At 48.9% G+C, this 21,350-nt stretch carries 5 protein-coding genes; 2 read left to right on the plus strand and 3 right to left on the minus strand.

Annotated elements, in window-relative coordinates:
• The first annotated feature begins 196 nt into the window (after positions 1–196).
• Positions 197–8,998, plus strand: coding sequence for an Ig-like domain-containing protein (locus CPY98_RS14030; RefSeq protein ID WP_172863847.1), 8,802 nt, complete (start codon positions 197–199; stop codon positions 8,996–8,998).
• Positions 8,999–9,129: 131 nt separating this feature from the next.
• Here the strand turns inward: CPY98_RS14030 and CPY98_RS14035 are convergent, their stop codons facing one another.
• The 3 genes from CPY98_RS14035 to CPY98_RS14045 form a co-directional block, all read right to left on the minus strand.
• A complete protein-coding gene (locus tag CPY98_RS14035; RefSeq protein ID WP_025797598.1) occupies positions 9,130–9,588 on the minus strand; it encodes a hypothetical protein in 459 nt (152 codons plus the stop codon).
• Positions 9,589–9,652: 64 nt separating this feature from the next.
• Positions 9,653–10,132 carry a hypothetical protein gene (locus tag CPY98_RS14040; protein WP_043494412.1) on the minus strand — a complete coding sequence of 160 codons (480 nt, stop codon included), beginning with the start codon at positions 10,130–10,132 and terminating at the stop codon, positions 9,653–9,655.
• Positions 10,129–10,872 carry a winged helix-turn-helix domain-containing protein gene (locus tag CPY98_RS14045; RefSeq protein ID WP_046448616.1) on the minus strand — a complete coding sequence of 248 codons (744 nt, stop codon included), beginning with the start codon at positions 10,870–10,872 and terminating at the stop codon, positions 10,129–10,131. Before CPY98_RS14045 ends, CPY98_RS14040 begins: the two co-directional genes overlap by 4 nt.
• Before the next feature lie 1,597 nt (positions 10,873–12,469).
• Between CPY98_RS14045 and CPY98_RS14055 the strand changes: the two genes are divergently transcribed.
• Positions 12,470–21,223 (plus strand): Ig-like domain-containing protein, encoded by an 8,754-nt coding sequence (locus CPY98_RS14055; RefSeq protein WP_172863848.1) that lies wholly within the window; start codon positions 12,470–12,472, stop codon positions 21,221–21,223.
• Positions 21,224–21,350: the final 127 nt, after the last annotated feature.

Genomic DNA, 21,350 nt, shown 5'->3' on the forward strand with positions numbered 1-21,350 from the left:
CTAGCAAGAGCCCTTCTTTTAAGAAGATAGGGCTCTTTGTGTATTTCATAAAAATATTACATTGGTATTCGTTATGAGAAAAATAATTTCACCTAGAGGGATGAAAATAACCTCTTGGGGGATAATCTTTATTCAGGTTCTTACACCATTGTTAATTTCCGCCAGCTCTGTTGCTCGGGCCACTGAATATAACAATATGGAGGAGACAATTCTTGGGCTGCAATCCGTCGTTGATAATAATGCGAAAACGATCATTCAGCCGACGTCTCCTCTAATAACGAAAGAAAAAAAGAACCTGCCAGCGTTAACCACAACGCCAGAATTTCAATCTCTTTTTCCGCCGGAAACAACTCCGACGCCTTCAGCTCCCGTAAGCATAACACCAGAACAACCTTTATCTCATTTACCCTCTCTCGGCAGCGATGCAGCTTCCCGTGATTCAGCTCCAGCCGCCGATCTCACGGGTAATGCAATGCAAGCAGGGCAAATTCTCTCCAGTGATAACGTCACCAATGCATCAATTAATTATGCTAAAAGCATTGGCGAGGGATTAATTAATCAGCAAATCAACGATTGGCTGAACCAAAAAGGTACTGCGCGCGTTAGCGTAGGTTCTGATAATAAAATTGCAGGCGATATGTTACTTCCCATCATCGGGGATAATGACAGTCTGTTCTTCTCTCAGGTTGGGCTTCACGGAAATGAAGACCGAAATACCGCTAACTTAGGCCTCGGCTATCGTCAGTATATTGGCGATTGGATGTACGGGGTTAACACCTTCTACGACTACGATTACACCGGCAAAAATGCGCGACTCGGCGTTGGCGGTGAAGCGTGGACCGATTATTTGAAACTGGCGGTTAACGGCTACTATGGCTTAACCGACTGGCATCAATCTCATCTCTCGGACATGAAGGATTACGATGAGCGCCCTGCCAATGGTTTCGACCTACGTGCAGAAGCCTACTTGCCGTCATACCCCCAGCTTGGGGCGAATATCAAATATGAACAGTACTTCGGCAAAGGGATCGATCTTGGTACAGGCACAAATCCAGATGATTTAAAAAATAATCCAAAAGCCCTGACGCTAGGTTTGAACTATACGCCGGTGCCATTAGTCACCATTAAAGGCGAACACTCCATGGGTGATAAAGATGATAGCCGCATTGGGCTGGACATCAACTATCGCTTTGGTGTGCCTTGGGCGCAGCAAATCAGCGCAGACTCCGTTGACGCACTCCGCAGCCTGATGGGCAGCATGTATGAGTTTGTCGATCGTAACTATGAAATTGTAATGCAGTACCGCAAGCAGGATTTACTGCGTATTTCCCTGCCGAATAAAGTGACGGCCAAAGCGGCTGAAACCATCATCCTTCCATTGACGGTTTCTAAAGCCAAATACGGTCTGAAAGACGTTGACTGGACGGCATCAGCAGAATTCCTAGCGAACGGTGGTTCATTCCGAAAATTATCGTTAACGCAGTTGGAAGTTAAATTACCGCCCTACGTCTATACCAAACGCGCGAATGCCGCTCAGGGTTACGTGATTAAAGCCGTTGGCGTCGATAACAATGGTAACAATTCGAATACTGCGGCAACTACGATTAACGTGGAGCCTTCTAAGAATATCATTAGTGAATTGGCTATTACCCCATCAGGTTCGGTTCCAGCCAATGATTCTGATTACTTCACCGTAACGGCCTTTGTTCGCGATGAACAAAGCCAGCCGATGGTGGCTGAGCCTATCACTTTTGATATTGATAACCTTAAAGGCGCAGACGGGCGCTCAGCGGCCACATTGTTTAAAGATGGACGTTCCAGCCCTCAATCGTTGACGGTTAACACCGACGGCAACGGTAAAGCGACGGTCTTCGTACGGAGCAAACTGGCAAAAATCGGCGTCATTACGGCTACCATGAATAATGGTAACTATAAGTCGGGTCAGGTTGAATTCATTGCCGACGCGGCTTCCGCGCAGATCAGTGCGCTAGAAATCATTAAAAACCACGCGCTGGCCGATGGGAAAAGCACCAATAAACTGCAAGCCACGGTAAAAGATGCCAACGGCAACGCGCTTGCCAATGTGCAGGTCGGTTTAGATGCAACGCACAATGCCAGCCTAGTGAATGGTTCAACGATGATGACCGATTCCGAAGGTCAGGCCATGGTGTTAGTCACCAATGCCATCGTCGGTGATAGCACCATCACGGCACGTATTAACGGCAGCGCAAAAACCCAAGCAGTGACGTTTATTGCAGACAAATCAACGTCTGTGATTAGACAAGGTGATATGACCGCGACTCAGGACGCTATCGCCAACGGCACCGCAACCAACAAGATTACCGCCAAAATCACCGATGCTAATGCGAATACTGTTTCTGATGTCACGGTACATTTCACCGTCAGCAACGGGGCCAAAATCACCACGGTGAAAGGCGTGACAGGCGATGATGGGATTGCTACGGCGACGGTGACCAGCCTCAAGGCCGATACCTATACCGTAACGGCGCGAATTCAAGAATCAGGAAATAGCGCTCAAGCGGATACTCGCTTTATTGCTGATAGTTCAACTGCAACCATCACCGATAGTAATTTGACCATCGATCCGAACGGCGCATTGGCCAACGGCGTAAACACCGACAACGTAGCCGTTATCGTTACCGATGCCAATAATAACCTCGTACCAAATGCTACGGTGAATTTCGTTGTCGCATCTGGCGCAACCATTACCACGGTGATCGGCACCACCGGCGCAGACGGCAAGGCGACCGCAACGGTCACCAGTAGCACATCCGGCACATACGCCGTCACAGCGACGGTTAATGGGCATTCAGCCAGCAAAGACGCGGTATTCGTTGCCGATAGCGGCACAGCGACCATTACGTCTGGCGATCTGAAAGTCACCGCCGATAACGCGTTGGCCAACGGAACCGCGATGAATGCGGTACAAGCCAAAGTAACCGATGCGCATGGCAACACCGTTCCCAACGTTACGGTGAATTTTACCGCTGACCACGGCGCAATCGTCACCACTGCATCAGCGGTAACAGACGCCAGCGGCTTGGCCAGCACGACCCTCAGCAATATAACGTCGGGGACAACCAACATTGTTGCCGCCATTAACGGCACAAACCAGAATGTAAATACTAACTTCGCACCGGACGATTCAACGGCAACGATCACCAAGGGGAACCTCGTCGTTATCCAGAATAACGCCAAGGCCAACGGAAGTGATGCCAACTCGGTACAGGCGAAAGTTACCGACGCCAACGGAAATCTGGTACCAAATGCCACGGTTAACTTTAGCGCTAATCATGGTGCCACAGTCGTTACGGCATCAGCGATCACCAATGCGCAGGGTCTTGCCAGCACTGAGCTGACCAATACGCTGTCGGGTGCCGCTACCGTCACGGCGAAAATTAACGGTCAGAGTATCGCCGTTGATACTCAGTTTGTGGCCGATGGTTCAACGGCGGTCATTGTCAAAGGCGATCTAACGGTCACCGCTGATAACGCCAAAGCCGATGGGCATGCAACCAATGCGGTGCAGGCGAAAGTCACGGATGCAAACGGGAACCTTGTGCCTAATGCGTCGGTCAGTTTCAGCGCGGATAACGGGGCGACTATCGCAACGGCCACCGCCACCACCAACGATCAAGGCTTAGCAACGACGTCGCTCACCAACTTGACGACCGGCGTAGCGAAGGTTACCGCAACCATTAACAGCAGCAGCCAAGTCGTAAATACTCACTTCGTGGCTGATGATGGCACCGCAACGATTGTCAGTGGCAACCTCACCGTTCTGGTGAATAACGCCAAAGCCAACGGCGCAGACACCAACTCAGTTCAGGCGAAAGTCACGGATGCCAATGGTAACCTCGTCCCAAATACCGTGGTTAGCTTCACGGCAAATCATGGCGCAACGGTGATCACGGCTTCTGCTACCACCAATGAAAACGGCCTAGCAACGACAACACTAACCAACGTGAGCGCGGGGGTCACCAACGTTTCCGCCGCGATTAACGGGAATAGCCAGAATATCGATACAACGTTTGTGGCCGACGATAGCACCTCGACGATTGTTAAAGGTGACTTAACGGTTATCATCAACAATGCTAAAGCCAACGGTACGGACAGCAACAAAGTTCAAGCCAAAGTGACAGACGCCAATGGCAACCTTGTTCCTAATACGCCGGTCAACTTTACGGCGAATAATGGTGCAACGGTGGTGACTGCATTAGTCACCACGGATAGCCAAGGGTTAGCAAGCACTTCCCTCACCAACATCACGGCAGGCATCACCAAAGTAACCGCAACGGTCAACGCCAATAGCCAAAATGTTGATACAACCTTTGCCGCCGATGACAGCACGGCAACCATTGTCAGCGGCGATCTCACTATCACCATTAACAATGCAAAAGCCAACGGCACCGACGCGAATAAGGTTCAGGCCAAGGTAACAGATGCCAATGGCAACCTCGTTCCCAATACCGCCGTCAGTTTCGCCGCCGATAACGGCGCAACGATTGCCACAGCGTCAGCCATGACGAATAGTCAGGGCTTGGCTAGCACTACTCTGACTAACGTCAAGGCTGGAATCACCACCGTCACCGCAACCATTAATGGCGATAGCCAGAACGTGGCGACCACCTTCGTGGCTGATGACAGCACGTCAACGATAACCAGCGCGAACTTAACGGTTACCGTGAACAATGCGAAGGCCGATGGCGTTGATATCAATACGGTGCAGGCTAAGGTCACTGATGCGCAGGGAAACTCGGTTCCTAACGCAACGGTCAGTTTCACAGCCAATAACGGCGCAGGCGTCGCGACGTCATCCGTCACGACCGATGCTCAAGGACTTGCCAGTACCAATCTGACCAACGTGACAGCCGGGATCACCAAAGTGACTGCTGCCATCAACGGCACAAGCCAAACGGTGGACACGTCCTTTGAGGCGGATGGCGGAACTTCAACTATCACCGATGGCAACCTAACCGTAACGCTTAACAACGCCAAAGCCGATGGCTCAGCCACCAATGCGGTTCAAGCAAAAGTGACCGATGCAAAAGGCAACGCGGTGCCTAATGTTGATGTCAGCTTCAGTGCCAATAATGGCGCCACGGTTATCACTGCAACGGTCACCACCAATGCTCAAGGCTTAGCGAGCACAACGTTAACCAACGTTACCGCGGGCACCACCAAAGTAACGGCGGCTATCAACGGCAATCGCCAAAGCGTTAACACAACGTTTATCGCCGATGATGGCACCTCCACCATTACTGATGGCAACCTGACCGTGACCGTCAATAATGCCAAAGCAAATGGTTCGGCAACCAATGAGGTTCAAGCAAAAGTCACCGATGCCAACGGCAATACGGTGCCAAACGTTGAAGTGCGTTTCTCTGCTAACAACGGTGCATCGATTATTGATGCCGCTGTAATGACCAACGAAAACGGCGTAGCGGTAACCACGCTCACCAACGTGACTGCGGGAAATACCAAGGTCACCGCAGTGATTAACGGATCGAACCAAACCGTTGATACCACCTTTGTCGCGGATGACACGACTGGCACCATCGTCAACGGCAATTTAACGGTCACCGCAGACAATGCGAAAGCTAACGGCACCGCCACCAATGCCGTTCAGGCCAAAGTGACCGATGCTAATGGCAACCTTGTGCCAAACACCGTGGTGAGTTTCACCGCCACTAACGGCGCAACGGTCACTACCGCATCGGCAACCACTAACGCTCAGGGATTAGCAAGTACCACTCTCACTAACGTGAAAGCGGGCGTGACCAAAGTGACAGCCACGATTAACGGCGATAGCCAGACGGTAGATACCACGTTTATCGCGGATGATACGACCGGCACCATCGTGAATGGCGCGCTGACCGTTATCGTCAACAACGCCAAAGCCAACGGTACTGACAGTAACAAAGTTCAGGCTACAGTCACCGATGCTAACGGAAACCTTGTACCAAATACCGTGGTCACCTTCGCGGCAGATAACGGCGCAACGGTCATCACCGTATCGGCAACCACGAACGCACAAGGGTTAGCAAGTACGACGCTGACCAATGTGCAAGCGGGTATTACCAAAGTCACTGCGAGCATTAATAGCAGCAGCCAAACGGTAGACACCACGTTTGTGGCCGACGATAGCACCGGAACCATTGTCGCAGGTGATTTAACGGTTACGGTCAATAACGCTAAAGCCAACGGTTCAGACACCAACGCCGTTCAAGCGAAAGTCACCGATGCCAACGGCAACCTGGTTCCAAATACGGCAGTCACCTTTGCAGCCAATAACGGCGCAACGGTCACCACCGCATCGGCAACCACGGACGCCCAAGGGCTGGCTAACACCACGCTGACCAACGTCAAGTCGGGGATCACCAAGGTTACCGCCACCATTAATGGCAATAGCCAAAACGTGGATACCACCTTTGTCGCCGACGACAGTACCAGCACCATTGTGGATGGCGCGTTAACGATCACCGTTGATAATGCCAAAGCCAACGGCACAGACACCAACAAGGTTCTGGCTACGGTGACGGATGCCAATGGCAACCGAGTACCCAATACCACCGTTAGCTTCTCGGCAGACAATGGCGCTGCGATTACCACCGCAACGGTAACCACCGACGATCAAGGTTTAGCGGCAACCACCCTCACCAACGTGAAGGCGGGGATCACCAAAGTCACTGCCGCGATTAACGGCAACAGCCAAACGGTAGATACCACGTTTGTGGCCGACGACAGCACCGGTACCATCGTGAGCGGCAACTTAACGATTACGGTGAACAACGCCAAAGCTGACGGCACGGAAACTAACGCGGTTCAGGCTAAGGTTACCGATGCCAATGGCAACCTCGTTCCAAATACCACGGTCAGCTTCACGGCTAATAACGGCGCAACGGTGACGACCGCATCGGCAACTACCGATGGTCAAGGACTCGCCAGCACCACGCTAACCAACGTTAAATCGGGGATCACCAAGGTTACAGCCAGCATTAACGGCAATAACCAAAGTGTGGATACCACCTTCGTGGCCGATGACACAACGTCTACGATTGTGAGCGGCGACTTAACGGTGACCATCGATAATGCCAAAGCCAACGGCACGGACAGTAACAAAGTTCAAGCCAAGGTAACGGACGCCAATGGAAACCGAGTACCGAATACCGCCGTCAGCTTCGTAGCAGACAACGGTGCAACGGTCATCACCGCATCGGTCACTACCGACGACCAAGGTCTGGCAAGCACCACGCTGACCAACATCAAAGCGGGGATCACCAAAGTCACGGCAACGGTTAACGGCAACAGCCAAACGGTAGATACCACGTTTGTGGCTGACGACAGCACCGCGACCATCGTGAACGGCGACTTAACGGTAACCATCAACAACGCCAAAGCCAACGGCACGGACAGCAATAAAGTTCAAGCCAAGGTAACGGATGCCAATGGCAATCTCGTGCCGAATACCGCAGTTAGTTTCACGGCAGATAACGGCGCAACGGTCATTACCGCATCAGTGACAACCGACAGCCAAGGTTTAGCGAGCACCACGCTCACCAATATCAAAGCTGGCGTTACCAAAGTTACCGCCACCATCAATGGTAATAACCAAACGGTAGATACCACGTTCGTGGCCGATGACAGCACGTCTACCATCGTAAGCGGTGATTTGACGGTAACCGTGGACAACGCCAAAGCCGATGGTACTGCCACCAATAAGGTACAGGCCAAGGTCACGGATGCGAATGGCAACCTAGTGCCTAATGTTAACGTCAGTTTCACGGCGGATAACGGCGCAACGGTAACAACCGCAGCAGTCAGCACGGATGCGCAAGGTCTAGCAACCACCACGCTGACCAACATCACGGCGGGGATCACCAAAGTCACGGCGGCAATTAACGGTCATAACCAAACGGTAGATACCACCTTTGTAGCGGATATCACTACTGCAGCGGTAACTACCGTGACGCTCGACGACAGCGTGACCGATAAAATAGCCAACGGGACCGATTTCTTTACCTATACCGCTATTGTTAAAGACGCGCATGGCAACCTCGTTCCGAATGCAACGGTGAACTGGTCTCAGGACAAAGGTAATACCGTAACATTACAGGCTGCGAGCAGCGCGACCGACGTCAACGGCAAAGCAGCCATGGTACTGACCAGTACCTCTGCAGAAGCATTATTGGTGCAAGTGTCCGCATCCTTAACAAACGGAACGCCGGTTGATGCCAATCAGAAAGTTAACTTCAAACAACAGCTAGTGAAATTACATGGAGTAACTAAGAACGCGATAAACAATGCCATGATCCCAAATACGAAGATCGAGCTCTCTTTATCTGAAAATAACGCAAATCCGGAATACTCCGTGACCAGCGGTACCGATGGTAAATACGAGATCAGTATTCCGCAGGGGGTTTATTATGTGAAAGCCAGCGCAACCGGCTTTATCACGTTAGATTCAACGCTCGATATCCAAACGGTTACAGACCAGCAGAAGGACTTTGTTCTGTCGCCAAACTTAGATGGCAAAGCGGCGCGTATTGTTCTCACGTGGAATGATAAACCTGCTGACCTTGATTCCTATCTCTGGGTGCCTAAGGTGGGAAATCCAACCAGTTTAATAAAGGTTAATTATGGTTCTAAATCACCAGCCGGTGCAGATGCAACGCTAGATGTGGATGCAAGAAATGGCTATGGCCCCGAAACTATCACGGTAGATAGCATGCATCCGGGCGTGTATTGCTACGTCGTCAATAGATTCAGCGCATCACCTGTTGCCTATGGTGGCGCCAAAGTTAAGCTTTACTTATCCGATGGAACATCGCAGGAGTTTAAAATTGAAGATGCAACCGGCGCCACTGATAACATGTTGAATTGGACCGTGTTTAAAATTGATACAACATCTGGCCAAACTGACATCAACGTAGTAAATACACTAGCGAGTTCAGGAAATAATGGGGACTGCAAGTAAGACTAACTAACAGTTGATGAATTTAAGACAATAATATCAATGGCGCTAAAATTATTTAGCGCCATTTTTATTAGAGCAAGAAAGTTGATGATTGATGAATACAACTAAATTGAATAGTGTTATCTCGCTGATTAGATATCAGAAAGACCTTTACGTTTTTCGTTAACTAGAATAAAGCTCGAGTACTGAATTTTTGAACACAGTGTCTCTAGCTTCATTTTTAGCTCCATCGTGTACACTTTCTTGGCATCCTTATCCATGATATTTTTATTTGAGTTGAGAAACTTAAACCCGTCGGTGATCTTATTGTAGTCTTCAGCATACTTAGGGTATTGGCTAGACTTCTCCTCGCGTAGGAAATTATAATTATCCATACATTTATTATTCGTAGATGAATAGGAATGGCCACCGACAATACTGCTTTTAGGCGGCGTATTCTCTTCCGTTGGCGTTAGCTGACTGTTAGCATAAAAATAATCATACTCCAACTCATCTCCTCGGTAGTTTTGATTCGTTTTATTTGGCGAAGAACAACCGGACAGAAAAAAAGTTGTTCCTATAAGAAAAAATCCTATCTGTTTTTTATTCATACTATTTCCATTAATGATTAATAGAGGGGTATTGGTAAAGCCGTTCATTCAAACAAAATGGGCATTATGAGGTACAGGCAAACACAAAATTATTCGCACGACCGAACAAATAAGTGTTTTTAATTTTATGTACACTGATGTTAATTTCTTTTAAGTCTTTATTACGGAAAAACAAAAAATCAAGGATAGGTTCTGGTGAGAAAGACTCATCAACGGAATCATGGAAGTATGTGATCAGTTGAGCATCGTAGATAACAATACGTTTGGGTGCCACGACATGATACTTGAAATCAACGCTGCGAATGACATCCTGAGACACGCCATTTTTAGTTAAATACCCCGTCATTTCGGCATGCCCTTGCATTTTATCATTCAGACTAAATGAAATATTCCCGTCCAGCAGGTCTTTACTTTCACTATCGCTATAGGAAAACTCGCCATCGCATACAAAATTATATGATGGCTCATAGATAAAACAGACGTAGATAACTTCAAACGCCAATATGAAAGTAAAAAGGAGCAAAGTGACAATTTTTTTGTTCATTTTATATAGTATCCTTTACAAAAAAAGTATTCGTTTCTTCTTTTATCGACAATACATTCCGCAAGAAATGAACGCCCACTCCCTCGACTTTCTGGCTTTACAATAAATATTCTTTCAGGAATACATCGCACTTCACTGACTGTAATCAGCTTCACTGATGACTCCAACAAATCGCGTGATTGTCCTCGTGTATACTCAGGTAGAACATTGACGCTACAAGCATCAAACTTCCCGATATTTACGATAGGTGTATCGAGACTGTAGGTATCATTTTTGTATAAAACGTAGGTAAAAAACACCGCAATAAAAATGGCCAGCGCGCTCATTGTCACAGTATAAATATAGCTTTTGTTACTCTGTTTTAGACTCTTATCCTTTTCAGTAAAATTCACGGGTTCTGCGTTACACTCTTTTTCTACACAGATAGATGCATTTAAACTAAACCCTACCTTTGGAATAGTTTTAATCACCTCATCATCAATACCCAACAAGGAAAATGTTCGCCTAAGAATAGAGATATATTGGTTAAGTGTATTATTAGATGAACGTAAGCCTTGCTTGTCCCATATATCTTCTAAAATTTGCTCTCTAGAAAGGATTTCACCTTTCTTATTGAGCAATAGACAAAGAAGATTACAGTTAGTAATCGTTAAGTTAATAACTTGCTCAGGGCTTTCTATACTCCAAATGGCACCGTCTGCAGGCTTAAACCTAACCGTCTCATTAATTTTATAAATCATGAATTTTACATTATATTGATTCAATTTATCACACTCACATCAGAGAAACTGAGCTATAAATACAGATAAGGCCCTCTGTTTTATAGTAAACAAGAACGCTGTTATAAAAAGCGTGTGAAATGAGATTTTTTCATATTTTCCCTCAATATTTTATAGATAAACCTTTTTACTTTTTCAGCACTTGTGAAGTAGTAAGAATCATCTCAAATAAAACCGAGCGGGTAAAACAAGTGATGTGTGTGATTTATACAATTTATAAGAATTTTATTAAAACAATAATTATCCCAAGACAGGCAAAAACACCAAATATAAATAAATCAACCTGCTAGCTATGGGTTATTAATCTGCTTAACATGGTTTTTATAGAAGATTTGCAATAATTTGATTGTGAAGTGTTTTTATAGAAAAGAGTGATTTTTTAGGAAAATTACCGCATTAATCGCCGCCTAAAAATCAATTTCATCATGAGTTTTATTTTAGCTTACAGCTAAATTACCGCAATAACTCGAGATATAAATCTACCTTATAATTATAAAGACGACAATTTTCTTCAATCTTAAGCATCTCTATAGTATTTAGTATTATTTTTAATGAACATAAGGTGGTGATTGTTCTATGAAGATGTTTTAGAGGTTTAAAAATCACAATATTCAGATATTCCTCATCAATGAGGGGGATAAAAACCCCACCTCATCGCTTACATTAAAATACAAACAACATAATTACAACAAAATAAGATCATAATTAACGATAATTGATATCATAATAGGTCACTCTGGTTATCGACTTCGCTTGCTCAATCATCTCAAGGATGCGATGAATCAAGCTGTGGCTTCTTTCACTGTCTTCTTGCAAAAAAAACAATAGATCGGTGATCGTGTTCTGTGCCGTACGCGCAGAAATAGACGAGCTACGCAACCTCAACCAAAGATGGTCATACCACGAGTACCAAACCATGATTTATTCTCATTTCGCAAACACAGCGCGCTTCACCGTCTGTACTCTAGATAGACCTGTGAGTAAAACATAATTAATTAGCAGTTAATAGATTATTCACTTTTAATTAAATTAATGATTATAGACATACATATTAAAAAAACATTTGTTTGAGGTATGTTTATAACTAATTAAAAAATAACATTTTAAAAAATATTTTATTTACGCCATCAATATTCTAGATTCCAAATATTCCATAAAATTTAGTAAAAAAAGGCATGGTGCTATTTTTTACAATTACCACTCCGTCTATATCTAGTAATGTGATAATGAGAGATATAGAATCCTTGTTCTCATTTTGGCGTAATTAGTTTTCTTATTCATTTTTTAAGAATATATTCAGCCAAATATAATACGCAAAACAAATGATAGATAGAAGCCTAACAAGGATTGCGAGGCTTGCATGACAGAAAAGAGTTAATTATTTATCAAATAAATTCTTTCCCCTTAATTTATATAATATGGATATCAACAAACGCTTCACTTAAACAATTTAAATCCACTTATCAATCAATACCCTATCTTCTTATGAATAAATATGAATACGCTACACAACATGGAAGTCGTTATGAAAAATGATAAAAGGCACACTAGCATATCAATGAGAAAAATAATCTCACCCAAGGGGGTAAAAATTACCTCTTGGGGGCTGATCCTTATCCAACTTCTTACACCATTGCTGATTTCTGCCAGCTCTGTTGCCCGCGCGGCTGAATATAGCAATATGAAGGCGCCGACGCTTGGTTCGCAATCCATCGTAGATAACACGGCAAACAACACCATTCCCTCTCTGGGAAGTGATAATACCGCATCGCCGAAGTCCGCCCCTGCCCCCGACTCTACAATGAGCGATAATGCAATGCAGGCCGGGAAAATTCTTTCCAGCGATAACATTGCTAATTCCTCTATCAACTATGCGAAAAGCGTGGGTGAAGATTTAATTAACCAGCAAATTAACGACTGGTTAAACCAAAAAGGCACAGCGCGCGTCAGCGTCGAATCTGATAACAAGATTGCAGGGGATATGTTACTTCCCATCATTGGAAATAACGACAAGCTCTTATTTACGCAACTTGGAATGCACGGTAATGAAGATCGAAATACCGCTAACTTAGGCCTCGGCTATCGCCAATATATTGGGGATTGGATATATGGCATTAATACCTTCTACGATTATGATTACACTGGGAAAAATGCGCGATTAGGCGTGGGCGGTGAAGCGTGGACTGATTACCTGAAACTGGCTGTCAATAGTTATTATGGTCTAACTGACTGGCATCAGTCTCATCTCTCTGATATGGACGATTATGACGAGCGGCCAGCGAATGGCTTTGACCTGCGCGCAGAAGCCTATTTGCCTTCATACCCACAACTGGGCGCCAACATTAAATATGAACAATACTTTGGCACAGGCATTGATTTAGGCACGGGCACCGATCCCGACGATTTAAAAGATAATCCAAAAGCACTGACCCTCGGCCTGAACTATACACCAGTCCCCCTGTTCACCTTGAAAGGTGAGCACTCCGTAGGTGATAAAAATGAAAGCCTCATCGGCCTTGATGTCACCTATCGCTTTGGTGTGCCATGGGAGCAACAAATTAGCACTGACTCGGTAGATACACTCCGTAGCCTGAAGGGCGGCATGTCTGAATTTGTCGACCGCGACTATGACATTGTTATGCAGTATCGCAAGCAGGATTTACTGCAGATTTCATTACCCGATAATGTGAATGCTAACGCTGCCGACACGATCGTCCTTCCTCTTACCGTGACCAAAGATAAATACGGCCTAAAAGATGTCGATTGGACGGCATCGCCTGAATTCATCGCAAACGGTGGGACATTCCGCAAACTATCACTCACCCAGTTGGAAGTGAAGTTGCCCGCATACGTGCATAACCAGCACGCCAATGCTGCGCAAAAATATGTCTTTAAAGCCGTGGGTATAGATAACAATGGCAATAGCTCAAACACAGCAACGACCACCATCAACGTCGCGCCATCTAAAACCGTCATTAGCCAATTAATTATCACCCCGTCAGGCGCAGTGCCCGCCAATAATACGGATTATTTCACCGTAACGGCCGTCGTTGTTGACGATAAGGGCCAACCGATGGCTGCACAAGCGATCACATTCAATGTGGATGATCTCAAAGACAGCAACGGCCAGTCCGCAGCAACGCTATTCAAAGACAATCATTCTGATGGTCAGGAACTCACAGCAAATACGGATAGTCAGGGAAAAGCGACAATATACGTGCGCAGTAAACTGGCTAAAGAAGGCACGATCACCGCGACCATGAGTAACGGTAACAACATCTCTGGCCGGCTAAACTTTGTTGCCGATACCACTTCGGCACAGATCAGCGCGCTGGACGTCATTAATAACAACGCCCCGTCCGATGGACAAAGTACCGATAAACTCAAAGTCACTGTTAAAGATGGTAATAACAACCCGCTTGCCAATGCCACCGTTGAGTTAAGTGCCTCCCATGGTGCAACGCTTGTCGGAGGTTCTACCGTGGTCACTGACACCGAAGGGCAAGCCACCGTCCTCGTGACTAGCCTCAACGGGGGCGACAGCACGATCACAGCACAAATCAACGGCACCACCAAAACCCAAGTCATTACCTTTGTTGCCGATAAATCAACGCCAACTATTGCGCAAGGCGATCTGACAGCCACTCAAGATGCCGTTGCCAACGGTACCGCAACCAACAAGATCACCGCCAAAATCACCGATGCCAATGCGAAAACGGTTCCCGATGTCACGGTACATTTCACCGTCAGCAACGGAGCTAAAATCACCACGGTCAACGGTGTTACCGGCAGTGATGGCATCGCTACAGCGACGGTCACCAGCCTCAAGGCAGAGACCTATACCGTCACGGCTCAAATTCAAGACTCAGAAAACAGCGCCCAAGTGGATACCCACTTTATCGCTGACAGCGCAACCGCCACCATTACCGATAGTCATCTGACTATTGATCCGAACGGCGCGTTGGACAACGGTGTAGACACCGACAACGTAGAAGCGATTGTCACGGACGCCAACGGAAACCTTGTGCCGAATATCCCAGTGAATTTTGTTGCCGCATCTGGGGCAATCATCACCACGGCGATCGGCACCACGGACACTAATGGTAAGGCGACCACAACGGTCACCAGCAAAATATCCGGGAAATACGCCGTCACGGCGACGGTCAACGGAAATTCAGCTAGCAAAGACGCGGTATTTGTCGCTGACAGCGGAACGGCGAGGATTGCCTCTGGCGATCTGAAAGTCACTGTGGATAACGCGTTGGCCAACGGAACCGCAATGGATGCCGTTCAAGCCAAAGTCACCGATGCATATGGCAACCCCGTTCACAACGTTACAGTAAGCTTTACCGCCGACCACGGTGCTGTAGTCACCACCGCATCAGCGGTAACAGACGCCAGCGGCTTGGCCAGCACAACCCTAAGCAATACAACGTCGGGAACCACAAACATTGTTGCCGCCGTTAACGGCACAAACCAGAATGTAAATATTAACTTCGCACCGGATGATTCAACGGCAGCGATTATCAACGGCAACCTCGTCGTTACCCAGAACAATGCCAAAGCCAACGGCACGGACAGCAACAAAGTCCAAGCCACTGTGACAGACGCCAACGGAAACCGCGTTCCCAATACGACGGTGACCTTCGCGGCAGACAACGGAGCCACGGTCATCACGACATCGGTCACCACTGACGCTCAGGGACTGGCAGAAGCTGCACTGACTAATGTCAAAGCGGGGGACACCAAAGTTACAGCAACGGTTAACGGCAATAGTCAAAACGTGACGACCACCTTTGCGGCCGACGACAGCACGTCAACGATAACCCGTTCTAACTTCACGGTAACCGTGAACAATGCGAAGGCCGACGGCGTCGATACCAATACGGTGCAGGCTAAGGTCACCGATGCGCAGGGGAACGCGGTTCCTAATGCCACCGTCAACTTCACGGCCGACAATGGCGCAGGCGTCGTGACATCATCCACCACCACCGATAATCAAGGCCTTGCCAGTACAAATCTGACTAACGTCAAAGCCGGGACCACCAAAGTGACGGCAGCGGTTAACGGCCATAGCCAAACGGTAGACACCACGTTTATCGCCGACGACAGCACCGCAACCATCGTAAGCGGCGACTTGACCGTAACCGTCAACAACGCCAAAGCCAACGGCACGGACAGCAACAAAGTTCAAGCCAAGGTCACTGACGCCAGTGGAAACCCTGTGCCGAATACCGCGGTCAGCTTCGTGGCGGATAACGGCGCAACAGTCGTCACTGCCTCGGTGACGACCGATGACCAAGGTTCGGCTACCACTACCCTCACCAACGTCAAAGCGGGGATCACTAAAGTTACGGCAACGGTTAACGGCCATAACCAAGCGGTAGACACCACGTTTGTCGCCGATGACAGCACCGCAACCATCGTGAGCGGCGACTTGAATGTAACCATCAACAACGCTAAAGCCAACGGCGCGGACAGCAACAAAGTTCAAGCCACCGTGACAGACGCCAGTGGTAACCCAGTACCGAATACCGTGGTCAGCTTCACGGCGGACAACGACGCAACAATCGTCACGGCCTCTGTAACCACCGACGGACAAGGACAGGCCAGCACCACGCTGACCAACGTTAAAGCCGGGATCACCAAAGTGACGGCAGCGGTTAACGGCAACAGCCAGACGGTAGACACCACGTTTATCGCCGACGACAGCACGGCAACCATCGTGAACGGCGACTTAACGGTAACCGTCAACAATGCCAAAGCCAACGGCACGGACAGCAACAAAGTTCAAGCCACCGTGACGGACGCCAGTGGTAACCCGGTGCCGAATACCGCTGTTAACTTCACTGCGGATAACGGCGCAACAATCGTCACTGCCTCGGTAACCACCGATGACCAAGGTTTGGCTACTACTACCCTCACCAACGTCAAAGCGGGGAGCACTAAGGTTACAGCAACGGTTAACGGCCATAGCCAAACGGTAGATACCACGTTTGTCGCCGACGACAGCACGTCAACGATAACTCGTTCTAACTTCACGGTAACCGCGAACAATGCGAAGGCCGACGGCGTCGATACCAATACGGTGCAGGCTAAGGTCACCGATGCGCAGGGGAACGTGGTTCCTAACGTCACCGTCAACTTCACAGCTGACAATGGCGCAGGCGTCGCAACGTCATCTGCCACCACCGATAATCAAGGCCTTGCCAGTACAAATCTGACTAACATCACGACGGGGATCACGAAAGTCACGGCCTCCATCAATGGCACCAGCCAAACGGTGGATACATCCTTTGAGGCTGACAGCGGAACATCTACGATTACCGCAGGTAACCTGACCGTAACGCTTAACAACGCCAAAGCCAATGGCTCGGCCACCAATGCGGTTCAAGCAAAAGTGACCGATGCTCAAGGCAATGCGGTACCGAATGTTGATGTCAGCTTCAGTGCGAACAACGGCGCCACGGTAATCTCGGCAACCGCCAAAACCGATATTCAAGGCCTAGCCAGTACCACACTAACCAACGTGACCGCGGGCACAACGAAAGTCACGGCGGCCATCAACGGCAACCGCCAAACGGTAGACACCACGTTTATCGCCGACGACAGCACCGCAACCATCGTAAGCGGCGACTTGACCGTAACTGTCAACAACGCCAAAGCCAACGGCACGGACAGCAACAAAGTTCAAGCCAAGGTCACTGACGCCAGTGGTAACCCGGTGCCGAATACCGCGGTCAGCTTCACGGCGGATAACGGCGCAACAGTCGTCACGGCCTCGGTGACGACCGATGACCAAGGTTCGGCTACCACCACCCTCACCAACGTCAAAGCCGGGATCACTAAGGTTACGGCAACGGTTAACGGTAACAGCCAAACGGTAAACACCACGTTTGTCGCCGATGACAGCACCGCAACCATCGTGAACGGCGACTTGAACGTAACCATCAACAACGCCAAAGCCAACGGCGCGGACAGCAACAAAGTCCAGGCTAAAGTGACAGATGCCACGGGTAACCTGGTGCCGAATACCGCGGTCAGCTTCACGGCAGATAACGGCGCAACAATCGTCACGGCCTCGGTGACCACCGACGGACAAGGGCTGGCCAGCACCACGCTGACCAACGTCAAAGCGGGGATCACCAAAGTCACGGCAGCGGTTAACGGCCATAGCCAAACGGTAAACACCACGTTTGTGGCCGACAGCGGCACGGCGACCATTGTAAACGGCGATTTGACCGTAACCGTCAACAATGCCAAAGCCAACGGCACGGACAGCAACAAAGTTCAAGCCACCGTGACGGACGCCAGTGGTAACCCGGTGTCGAATACCGCTGTTAACTTCACAGCGGATAACGGCGCAACAATCGTCACTGCCTCGGTGACCACCGATGACCAAGGTTTGGCTACTACTACCCTCACCAACGTCAAAGCCGGAAGCACCAAAGTGACAGCAGCGGTTAACGGCCATAGCCAAACGGTAGATACCACGTTTGTGGCCGACGACAGCACGTCAACGATAACTCGTTCTAACTTCACGGTAACCGTGAACAATGCGAAGGCCGACGGCGTCGATACCAATACGGTGCAGGCCAAGGTCACCGATGCGCAGGGGAACGTGGTTCCTAACGTCACCGTCAACTTCACAGCTGACAATGGAGCAGGCGTCGCAACATCATCTGCCACCACCGATAATCAAGGACTTGCCAGTACAAATCTGACTAACATCACGACGGGGATCACGAAAGTCACGGCCTCCATCAATGGCACCAGCCAAACGGTGGATACGTCCTTTGAGGCTGACGGCGGGACATCTACGATTACCGCAGGTAACCTGACCGTAACGCTTAACAACGCCAAAGCCAATGGCTCGGCCACCAATGCGGTTCAAGCAAAAGTGACCGATGCTCAAGGCAATGCGGTACCGAATGTTGATGTCAGCTTCAGTGCGAACAATGGCGCCACGGTAATCTCGGCAACCGCCAAAACCGATATTCAAGGCCTAGCCAGTACCACACTAACCAACGTGACCGCGGGCACAACGAAAGTCACGGCGGCCATCAACGGCAACCGCCAAACGGTAGACACCACGTTTATCGCCGACGACAGCACCGCAACCATCGTAAGCGGCGACTTGACCGTAACCGTCAACAACGCCAAAGCCAACGGCACGGACAGCAACAAAGTTCAAGCCAAGGTAACGGACGCCAGTGGTAACCCTGTGCCGAATGCCACCGTCAGCTTCACGGCTGACAATGGCGGCGCGGTAACGACTGCAACGGTGACCACCGATGACCAAGGCTCGGCTACCACGACCCTCACCAACGTGAAGGCAGGGATCACCAAAGTGACAGCAACGGTTAATGGCAATAGCCAAGCAGTAGATACCACGTTTGTCGCCGACGGCAGCACCGCAACCATTGTGGATGGCGCATTAGCAATCACTGTTGATAATGCGAAAGCTAACGGCACAGACACCAATAAGGTTCTGGCGACTGTCACGGATGCTCAGGGTAACTACGTGCCTAATACCAGCGTCAGCTTTACAGCAGATAATGGTGCAACAGTCGTTACTGCCGCGGTGACCACCGATGACCAAGGGCTAGCAAGCACCACGCTGACCAACGTTAAAGCGGGGATCACCAAAGTGACTGCGACGGTTAACGGCCATAGCCAAACGGTAGACACCACGTTTGTGGCCGACAGCAACACGGCGACCATCGCGAGCGGCGACTTAACGGTAAGCGTCAACAATGCCAAAGCCAACGGTACGGACAGCAATGCGGTTCAAGCCAAGGTCACTGACGCCACGGGTAACCCAGTGCCAAATACCGCTGTCAGCTTCACGGCAGATAACGGCGCAACAGTCGTCACTGCATTGGTGACTACCGATAACCAAGGTTTGGCTACCACTACCCTCACCAACGTGCAGACAGGGATCACCAAAGTCACGGCAACGGCTAACGGCCATAGCCAGACGGTAGACACCACGTTTGTTGCAGACAGCAGCACGGCGACCATCGTGAGCGGCGACTTGACGGTCACCGTGGATAACGCCACAGCCGACGGTGTTGCTACCGATAAGGTGCAAGCTAAAGTCACGGATGCGAATGGAAACCTAGTGCCGAATGTTAGCGTCAGTTTCACGGCGGATAACGGCGCAACGGTAACCACGGCAACGGCAATGACGGATGCGCAAGGTCTGGCAACGACAACGCTGACCAACATCACGGCGGGGATCACCAAAGTCACGGCAACGGCTAACGGTCAGAGCCAAACGGTGAGTGCGACCTTTGTGGCGGATATCACGACCGCAGCGGTGAATACCGTCACGCTCAACGACAGCACGACCAATAAAATAGCCAACGGGACCGATTCCTTTACCTACACCGCCATAGTGAAAGATGCACACGGCAATCTTGTTTCGAACGCCACGGTGAACTGGTCTGAAGACCAAGGTAATGCCGTAACCTTGCAGGCTGCCAGCAGCGTTACCGACGCTAACGGCAAAGCCACCATGGTTCTGACCAGTACCACTACGGAAACATTATCAGTGCAAGTATCGGCATCCTTAACCAACGGAACCGCGGTTAACGCAGATAAGAAAGTTAACTTCAACCAACTGATCGTGGAAGTACATGGGGTTACCAAAGATGCGACAAACAACGCCATAATCCCGAATGCCCAAATTAGTGTCTCTAATACCAGTGGTGGCGGCACCATGATCGGAGACAGCGATACAGAGGGTAAATACGACATGGCTCTTCCTGTGGGGACTTATAATGTCAAAGTCAGCGCAACCGGCTTTACCACATTAAATACAACGCTCGATATTCCAGCGGTAACGGACCTACAGCATGATTTTAATCTGTCACCGGATTTAGCAGGTAACGCGGCGCGTATTGTTCTCACATGGAATGCCCAGCCCTCTGACCTAAATGCCATGCTCTGGGTGCCTTCCATAGGCGATCCATCCAATAAAATTCCAGTTAGCTACATGAATCAATCGCCGAGCGGCGCAGATGCAGCGCTGGATGTGGATGCAACACATGGCTATGGCCCTGAAACCATCACGATAAAGAGTATGCATTCAGGAGTGTATTGTTACTTTGTAAGTAAAGTCGCTGGGGCTGTCGACAGTGGCGCGAAGGTTAATCTTTACTTATCCGATGGAACATCACAGGAGTTTAAAGTTAATGATGAGCACGGCACCAATAGTTGGAGTACATGGACCGTGTTTAAAATTGACACCACGTCAGGCCAAGTTAAAGTCCAGGATGTAAATAAGCTAGGAAACCAATGTAATTAATTCTGTGTTACTGCCATCGTAGTAATGGTGACCGCTCAGACGGTCACCGATGTTGATAAATTTAAGACAATAGAATCAATGGCGCTAAAGTAATTTAGCGCCATTTTTTTACTGGAAGTGGCACCAA

This window comes from Hafnia sp. CBA7124 (assembly GCF_002355555.1).
GTDB classification, from domain to species: Bacteria; Pseudomonadota; Gammaproteobacteria; order Enterobacterales; family Enterobacteriaceae; genus Hafnia; species Hafnia alvei.

Excerpts from the sequence above, each read along its gene's own strand:
- CPY98_RS14030 (WP_172863847.1), top strand. The coding sequence starts at position 197 with ATGGAGGAGACAATTCTTGGGCTGCAATCCGTCGTTGATAATAATGCG.
- CPY98_RS14035 (WP_025797598.1), bottom strand. The coding sequence starts at position 9,588 with ATGAATAAAAAACAGATAGGATTTTTTCTTATAGGAACAACTTTTTTT.
- CPY98_RS14040 (WP_043494412.1), bottom strand. The coding sequence starts at position 10,132 with ATGAACAAAAAAATTGTCACTTTGCTCCTTTTTACTTTCATATTGGCG.
- CPY98_RS14045 (WP_046448616.1), bottom strand. The coding sequence starts at position 10,872 with ATGATTTATAAAATTAATGAGACGGTTAGGTTTAAGCCTGCAGACGGT.
- CPY98_RS14055 (WP_172863848.1), top strand. The coding sequence starts at position 12,470 with ATGAGAAAAATAATCTCACCCAAGGGGGTAAAAATTACCTCTTGGGGG.